Raw genomic sequence first — 8497 nt, forward strand, 5'->3', positions numbered from 1 at the left:
AATTTATTCGTCTTCCAGCTCGATGTTGATACCCAAGGAACGGATCTCTTTCAGCAATACGTTGAAAGATTCCGGCATACCTGGTTCCATCTGGTGATTACCATCCACGATGTTTTTATACATCTTGGTACGGCCGTTAACATCATCAGATTTAACGGTAAGCATTTCTTGCAGAGTATATGCAGCACCGTATGCTTCCAGTGCCCATACTTCCATCTCCCCGAAACGCTGACCACCGAACTGTGCCTTACCACCCAGTGGCTGCTGAGTAACCAAGCTGTAAGAACCAGTAGAACGAGCATGCATCTTGTCATCAACCAAGTGGTTCAATTTCAGCATGTACATGTAACCAACAGTTACCTGACGCTCAAATTGCTCACCAGTACGGCCATCGAACAGAGTGATCTGACCAGAGGTCGGCAAACCACCCAATTTCAACAGCTCTTTGATTTCAGTCTCTTTCGCACCGTCGAAGACTGGAGTTGCGATTGGCATCCCTTTCTTCAAGTTTTCAGCCAGACGCATGACTTCGTCGTCAGTGAAAGTATTCAAATCAACTTTCTGACGGGTATCGTCACCCAGATCATATGCTTTCTGGATGAATTCACGCAGTTTGGCAACTTCTTGCTGCTGTTTCAGCATCGCATTGATCTTGTCACCAATGCCTTTCGCCGCCATACCTAAATGGGTTTCCAGAATCTGACCGATGTTCATACGTGATGGTACGCCCAGCGGGTTCAGTACGATATCAACCGGCGTACCGTTTTCATCGTAAGGCATGTCTTCGATTGGGTTAATCTTAGAGATGACACCCTTGTTACCGTGACGACCTGCCATCTTGTCACCAGGTTGGATCTGACGTTTCACTGCCAGATAAACTTTGACAATTTTCAGCACGCCTGGTGCCAAATCATCACCCTGAGTGATTTTACGGCGCTTAGCATCCAGCTTCTTCTCGAACTCAGCTTTCAGTTCGTCATACTGTTCTGCCAATTGCTCAAGCTGATTTTGTTTATCTTCATCAGCCAGACCCAGTTCTAACCAGCGCTCACGTGGCAGTTTGTCTAATTTTTCCGCTTCAATGCCACCGGAAATCAATACATTGCGAATTCGGGCAAACAGACCAGCTTCGAAAATTTGTAGTTCTTCAGTCAGGTCTTTTTTCGCCTGACGCAACTGCATCTCTTCGATTTCCAACGCACGCTTGTCTTTTTCTACACCATCACGGGTAAAGACCTGTACGTCGATAACAGTGCCGGAAACACCGTTTGGTACGCGCAGTGATGAGTCTTTAACGTCAGATGCTTTCTCACCAAAGATCGCACGCAACAGTTTTTCTTCTGGCGTTAACTGCGTTTCACCTTTCGGTGTCACTTTACCCACCAGAATGTCGCCACCTTTCACTTCCGCACCGATATAAACGATACCGGATTCGTCCAGTTTAGACAGGGCGGCTTCACCCACGTTAGGGATGTCAGCGGTGATCTCTTCAGGCCCCAGTTTGGTATCACGGGATACACAAGCCAGTTCTTGAATATGAATAGTGGTGAAACGGTCTTCCTGAACTACACGTTCAGATACGAGGATGGAGTCCTCGAAGTTATAACCATTCCATGGCATGAACGCCACACGCATATTCTGACCCAGTGCCAGTTCACCCAAGTCAGTGGATGGACCATCAGCCAGAACGTCACCACGTTCTACGAGTTCGCCCAGAGATACACATGGCATCTGGTTGATACAAGTGTTTTGGTTAGAACGGGTATATTTGGTCAGGTTATAGATATCAATGCCCGCTTCACCTGCGTACATTTCATCTTCGTTAACCTTAATCACGATACGGGATGCGTCAACGTACTGAACCACACCACCACGTTTAGCAACGGAGGTTACACCAGAGTCAACCGCTACTGCACGCTCCATACCTGTTCCGACCAGCGGCTTATCTGCACGCAGAGTTGGAACTGCCTGACGTTGCATGTTTGCACCCATCAATGCACGGTTGGCGTCATCGTGTTCAAGGAATGGGATCAAGGAAGCACCGACGGACACGATCTGCTGTGTCGAAACGTCCATGTACTGAACTTGATCACGGTTAAATAAGCTGGATTCGTCATAGTGACGACAAGTTACCAGTTCTTCAATGAAGTGGCCTTCTTCGTCCAATGCGGAGTTAGCCTGCGCAATGACGTAATTACCCTCTTCAATGGCTGAAAGGTAGTGAATCTCATCGGTTACTACACCGTCGCGCACTAAACGGTAAGGGGTTTCAAGGAAACCATATTCGTTAGTACGTGCATAAACAGACAGTGAGTTAATCAGACCGATGTTTGGACCTTCAGGCGTTTCGATTGGACATACACGACCATAGTGAGTCGGGTGTACGTCTCGAACTTCAAAGCCTGCTCGCTCACGGGTCAAACCACCTGGGCCCAAAGCAGAAATACGACGTTTATGGGTAATTTCAGACAGTGGGTTGTTCTGGTCCATAAATTGAGACAACTGGCTGGAACCAAAGAACTCTTTCACTGCCGCAGAAATTGGCTTAGCGTTGATCATGTCCTGTGGCATCAGGGTATCCAGATCACCCAGAGACAAGCGCTCTTTCACCGCACGTTCTACACGTACCAGACCAACACGGAACTGGTTTTCAGCCATTTCGCCAACGGAACGAATACGACGGTTGCCCAAGTGGTCAATATCATCCACTTCGCCTTTACCGTTACGGATATCGATAAGCTTCTTCATGACATCAATGATGTCGTCTTTGCTCAGGATACCGGAACCTTCAATCTCTTCACGATCCAGAGAACGGTTGAACTTCATACGGCCAACAGCAGACAGATCATAACGATCTTCAGAGAAGAACAGGTTCTCAAATAAGTTTTCTGCTGCTTCGCGGGTTGGTGGTTCACCTGGACGCATCATGCGGTAAATTTCAACCAGTGCGCTCAAACGATCATTGGTTGGGTCAATACGCAGAGTTTCGGAGATGTATGCACCGTGGTCCAAGTCGTTGGTAAACAGAGTTTCAATGGATTTATGACCAGATTGGCTCAAACGTGCCAGCAGATCCAAAGAGAGTTCCATGTTAGCAGCACAGATGATTTCACCTGTGTTCTGATCGATGTAATCTCTCGCAACAACTTTACCCGCGATATATTCGACAGGCACCTCAATACGGTCTACCTGATCTTTCTCTAACTGACGGATATGACGAGCAGTGATACGACGGCCTTTTTCAACATATACTTTGCCGTTCGCTTCAATATCAAATGAAGCAGTCTCACCACGCAGACGTTCTGGTACTAGAGTCATCTGCAACTTGTTGTCGCGGATTTCGAAAATAGTTTTGTCGAAGAACAGATTCAGAATGTCTTCAGTGGTGTAATCCATCGCGCGCAGAATAATCGAAGCCGGCAATTTACGACGGCGGTCAATACGCACAAACAGATTATCTTTAGGATCGAATTCGAAATCCAGCCATGAACCACGGTAAGGAATGATACGTGCATTATACAGTACCTTACCGGATGAATGGGTTTTACCCTTATCGCTGTCAAAGAAAACGCCTGGGCTACGATGCAACTGAGATACGATTACGCGCTCAGTACCGTTGATAACGAAAGTCCCGTTATCAGTCATGAGTGGAATTTCACCCATGTAGACTTCTTGTTCTTTGATGTCCTTAACTGTACCCTCTGGCGCTTCACGCTCATAGATCACCAGACGCAGTTTAACGCGCAGTGGAGCAGAATAAGTCACGCCACGGATCTGACATTCTTGAACATCAAAAACAGGTTCGCCAAGACGGTAGCTTACATATTGCAGCTCAGAACTGCCGCTGTAACTCTGAATTGGGAACACAGAACGGAAGGCCGCTTCCAGTCCATTCTGGCCTTCAGGATCTTGCTCGATAAACTTCTGGAACGAGTCAAGTTGGATAGAAAGAAGGTATGGAACATCCAAAACTTGTGGACGTTTACCAAAATCCTTACGAATACGTTTTTTCTCGGTATAGGAGTAAACCATAGGGTTCCTCAGCTCGCTGATAAGTGACCCACTCTGTCCGCCCTTAAGGACAGCACTCTGCAACACTATTTTTTCGAACAGAAAATAGAATATTTTCCGTAATACTCATTACTATTACTCTTAAATCATTTCATTGCGTTACTTACTACCGAGCTACCCGAGTGGATCGTAGCTGAGAACGCAGTATATTAAGTCGTCAATAGGAAGGAGTATTCTGGGTTCATTAGCAGCCAAACAGTGTGAAATGCTACTAACTCCCTGCGTTGTGCTCTATAGAGCATATGCCTTATAAAACTCCAAAATGACTTTATAAAACAATGATCTTTAAAACAATAAGGTGCTCTACAGCGCAAAAAGGCTGGCGATTAAAAAACCGCCAGCCGCCAGCCTTAATAATCAGGCTGCGAACTTCAAACTGATCTTACTTGATCTCAACAGAAGCACCTGCTTCTTCCAGAGATTTTTTCAGAGCTTCAGCGTCTTCTTTGCTGATGCCTTCTTTCAGTGCTGCTGGTGCGCTTTCAACCAAGTCTTTAGCTTCTTTCAGACCTAGGCCAGTTGCACCACGTACTGCTTTGATTACAGCAACTTTGTTAGCACCAGCGCCAGTCAGGATTACGTCGAATTCAGTTTTCTCTTCAACTGCTTCAGCAGTAGCACCAACTACAGCTACAGCAGCAGCAGCAGAAACGCCGAATTTCTCTTCCATCATGCTGATAATTTCAACAACGTCCATTACAGACATTTCTGCAACTGCGTCCAGAATTTGTTCTTTAGTGATAGACATAACAAGTGTTCCTAAAATTCAGAAAAAATTTATACGTTAAAAAGCAACGAAGGAAATAAGCAATTAAGCTGCTTCTTTCTTATCGCGTAGTGCAGCCAGGGTGCGAACCAGTTTGCCTGCAACGGCTTCTTTCATGGTTGACATCAGGCGTGCGATTGCTTCTTCGTAAGTTGGGAGCGTTGCCAGACGATCGATGTTGCTCGCTGGGATAAACTCACCTTCAAAGGCTGCTGCTTTAATCTCGAATGCTGGGTTCGCTTTCGCGAAATCTTTGAACAGACGAGCAGCGGCGCCCGGATGTTCATTAGAAAAAGCAATCAAGGTTGGACCAACAAACGCTTCTTTCAGGCACTCATACTCAGTACCTTCAACAGCACGGCGCATCAGAGTGTTACGAACAACACGCATGTAAACGCCAGCTTCGCGACCTGCTTTACGCAGTTCAGTCATTTTATCTACGGTAACGCCGCGAGAATCCGCAACAACCGCAGACAGCGCGCCTTTGGCTACTTCGCTGACTTCAGCAACAATCGCTTGTTTGTCTTGAAGATTTAGTGCCATTAGCTTCTTGCTCCTGGATTAACCGGGCAGACCCGGGACTCACTTCACCCAGAGCACGAAATGTGCCTGAGCGCTGAAACACGGTGAGCAGAATCCAGAAAATAAATTTCCTTTGGCTCTGTCACCGTCTACGCAGGATATTAAGTAATTACTTACGCCTGCGGTCTTGGACGGGGCTTGGATTAGGCCAAGCTCCAACCGAAAACTGTGATTTGCTCTGATACATTTTATGTATCAATTATTATCAATTGTTATACATCTGTTCAGGCAAATTCGAAGCGTCAGATTTTAGACAAATCTGACGCCAAGGTAAAGCGTTATTCGCTTTTAGCTTAAATTATTAAGCTGCGGTGTTCAGACCAGACTGGTCGATTGCAACACCTGCGCCCATGGTTGTGGACAAGCTAACTTTCTTGATGTAAACGCCTTTAGCAGAAGATGGCTTAGCTTTTTTCAGCGCAACCAACAGAGCTTCCAGGTTTTCTTTCAGTTTGTCAGCATCAAAGTCAACTTTACCGATGGTGGTATGGATAATACCGTTTTTGTCGTTACGGTAACGAACCTGACCTGCTTTAGCGTTTTGTACCGCTTCTGCAACGTTAGGAGTTACAGTACCAACTTTTGGGTTTGGCATCAGGCCACGTGGACCCAGAATTTGACCCAATTGGCCAACAACGCGCATTGCATCTGGAGATGCGATAACTACGTCGAAATCCATCTCGCCTTTCTTAACCAGTTCAGCCAGATCTTCCATACCTACCAGTTCTGCACCAGCAGCTTTAGCTGCTTCAGCGTTTGCGCCCTGAGTAAATACAGCAACACGTACTGAACGACCAGTACCGTGTGGCAGTACAGTTGCACCACGAACGTTCTGGTCAGATTTACGCGCATCGATGCCAAGATTAACAGCTACGTCAACGCTTTCTACAAATTTAGCGGTAGCTAATTCTTTTAGCAGAGCAACGGCTTCATTGATGTCATATTGTTTAGTTGCATCAACTTTTTCACGAATAGTGCGCATGCGCTTGGTCAGTTTAGCCATTGATTAACCCTCCACTACCAGGCCCATGGAACGAGCAGTACCTTCGATTGAACGCATCATTGCGTCAACATCAGCACCAGTCATGTCCGCAGCTTTAGTTTCAGCAATTTCACGAATCTGAGCGCTGGTTACTTTACCAACTTTGTCTTTGTTCGGCTTGCCAGAACCAGATTTGATGCCTGCTGCTTTCTTCAGCAGGACAGCCGCTGGTGGGGTTTTAGTAACGAAAGTGAAAGAACGGTCTGCGTAAACAGTGATAACAACTGGAATTGGCAGGCCTTTTTCAATGCTTTCAGTTTTAGCATTAAACGCTTTACAGAATTCCATGATGTTAACACCTTGCTGACCCAAAGCTGGACCAACTGGTGGGCTTGGGTTAGCCATACCTGCTGCAACTTGCAGCTTAACGTAGGCTTGTACTTTCTTAGCCATCTATATTTTTCCTCTATATGGGTGTTATCGCCTCCAGAAAGAGGCTCCCCTAACGATTCAGGCCTCGTCTAATAATCTAATAAAGACCAGACCACAAAAAAAGTTATGTTTGTTACCAGACTTAGTTGCTTATCTAGATAAAAACAAAAGGCGCGAAATTGTATGTTAATTTCACACCCTTTGCAAGCCAACTCGCTTAATTAAGCATCAGATCAAACTTTCTCGACCTGACTAAAATCCAGCTCAACTGGCGTGGCACGACCAAAAATAGAAACCGAAACTTTCAAACGGCTCTTCTCGTAATCGACTTCTTCCACTACGCCATTGAAGTCCGCAAACGGACCATCGCTGACACGAACCATTTCGCCTGGTTCGAACAAAGTTTTTGGACGTGGTTTATCACCAACCTGCTGAAGGCGATTCATAATCGCATCGACTTCTTTATCACTAATTGGTGCCGGGCGGTCAGATGTACCACCGATAAAGCCCATTACGCGTGGTACACTGCGAACCAGATGCCAGGTTGCATCGTTCATTACCATTTGTACTAAGACATAGCCAGGGAAGAACTTACGCTCGCTTTTACGACGCTGGCCACTGCGGATCTCAACAACCTCTTCTGTCGGCACCATCACTTCGCCAAAAGAATCTTCCATATCATGCAATTTGATATGCTCACGCAGAGATTGAGCCACACGACCTTCAAACCCAGAAAATGCCTGTATGACATACCAACGCTTTTTTGGGGATTCAGACATTCTTAAAACCTCAGGCCTGTAATAAATGAAACTAAACGCACCAGAATACCATCCAGCCCCCACAAAATAAGAGACATGACAGCCGTAACAGCCGCAACAATCAGTGTCGTATGCAGAGCTTCCTGGCGTGTTGGCCAAATGACTTTACGCATTTCAACGCGGGATTCACGGGCAAATGCTAATGCAGTTTTGCCTTTCGCAGTCCACAATGCAACTGCTCCTGCAAGGGCAACAATAGCAACAACGGCTATCGCGCGCAGAGGCAGGTTATACTCCCGGTAATAGTAATTACCCACAATAGCAACCACCAGCAGCACTGCCACCAATAGCCATTTTGCTATATCAAGACCACGCCCGCTTTCTTGAGCATTGCTATTCGCACTCATAAACCAACCTGTAACTATATGTAAGTAACTATGATGTAAATAGATAGCCAGCTTGCCTCGCAAGAGCAAAACAAATCAGACCGAACCCAAAGATAATTGTAATTGTATCTGACTCGGTGCCATAATTCAGCAGGACTTTTTGTATCTGTTTTCTTGAAAACTATTTTTTAGAAAGAATTCTTGAAAACTGGGCGATACCAAAGTCTATCCGTTGTATCAGAGCCTATCTCACCAATAATTCACAGTTATTTCAGTCAGCGTACCATCAGACAACTATTGATGAGATAGGTTCTTCCTAGGACAACGTATAAAAAGGGCATCTGTCGATGCCCCTTCCAAAATGAACACATTAAAAAGATTATGCGATCACTTTAGCAACAACACCAGCACCTACAGTACGGCCACCCTCACGGATTGCGAAACGCAGACCTTCGTCCATTGCGATTGGCGCAATCAGAGTCACTTTCATGTTGATGTTATCACCTGGCATTACCATCTC

Annotated in this window: 7 protein-coding genes and 1 pseudogene; all 8 read right to left on the reverse strand. The window is 45.9% G+C overall.

Features of this window, described 5'->3' with window-relative positions:
* Positions 1-3 precede the first annotated feature (3 nt).
* On the reverse strand, positions 4-4032 hold the full coding sequence (rpoB, locus tag AAC147_RS01535; protein WP_047684950.1) for a DNA-directed RNA polymerase subunit beta: 4029 nt from the start codon (positions 4030-4032) through the stop codon (positions 4-6).
* Between the two features lie 421 nt (positions 4033-4453).
* Positions 4454-4819, reverse strand: coding sequence for a 50S ribosomal protein L7/L12 (rplL, locus tag AAC147_RS01540; RefSeq protein ID WP_047684952.1), 366 nt, complete (start codon positions 4817-4819; stop codon positions 4454-4456).
* Between the two features lie 63 nt (positions 4820-4882).
* Positions 4883-5380, reverse strand: coding sequence for a 50S ribosomal protein L10 (gene rplJ, locus AAC147_RS01545; protein WP_038260741.1), 498 nt, complete (start codon positions 5378-5380; stop codon positions 4883-4885).
* Between the two features lie 340 nt (positions 5381-5720).
* Positions 5721-6422 carry a 50S ribosomal protein L1 gene (gene rplA / locus AAC147_RS01550; protein WP_047684955.1) on the reverse strand — a complete coding sequence of 234 codons (702 nt, stop codon included), beginning with the start codon at positions 6420-6422 and terminating at the stop codon, positions 5721-5723.
* 3 nt (positions 6423-6425) lie between these two features.
* On the reverse strand, positions 6426-6854 hold the full coding sequence (gene rplK / locus AAC147_RS01555) for a 50S ribosomal protein L11 (RefSeq protein ID WP_047684958.1): 429 nt from the start codon (positions 6852-6854) through the stop codon (positions 6426-6428).
* Between the two features lie 212 nt (positions 6855-7066).
* Positions 7067-7612, reverse strand: coding sequence for a transcription termination/antitermination protein NusG (nusG, locus tag AAC147_RS01560; RefSeq protein ID WP_038260749.1), 546 nt, complete (start codon positions 7610-7612; stop codon positions 7067-7069).
* Positions 7613-7614: 2 nt separating this feature from the next.
* A complete protein-coding gene (gene secE, locus AAC147_RS01565; RefSeq protein ID WP_047684961.1) occupies positions 7615-7998 on the reverse strand; it encodes a preprotein translocase subunit SecE in 384 nt (127 codons plus the stop codon).
* Positions 7999-8356: 358 nt separating this feature from the next.
* Positions 8357-8497: pseudogene (tuf, locus tag AAC147_RS01570) on the reverse strand (elongation factor Tu); the annotation flags it as partial.

Origin of the sequence: Xenorhabdus sp. NBAII XenSa04 (genome assembly GCF_963866145.1) — a bacterium.
Lineage (GTDB): Bacteria > Pseudomonadota > Gammaproteobacteria > Enterobacterales > Enterobacteriaceae > Xenorhabdus > Xenorhabdus indica.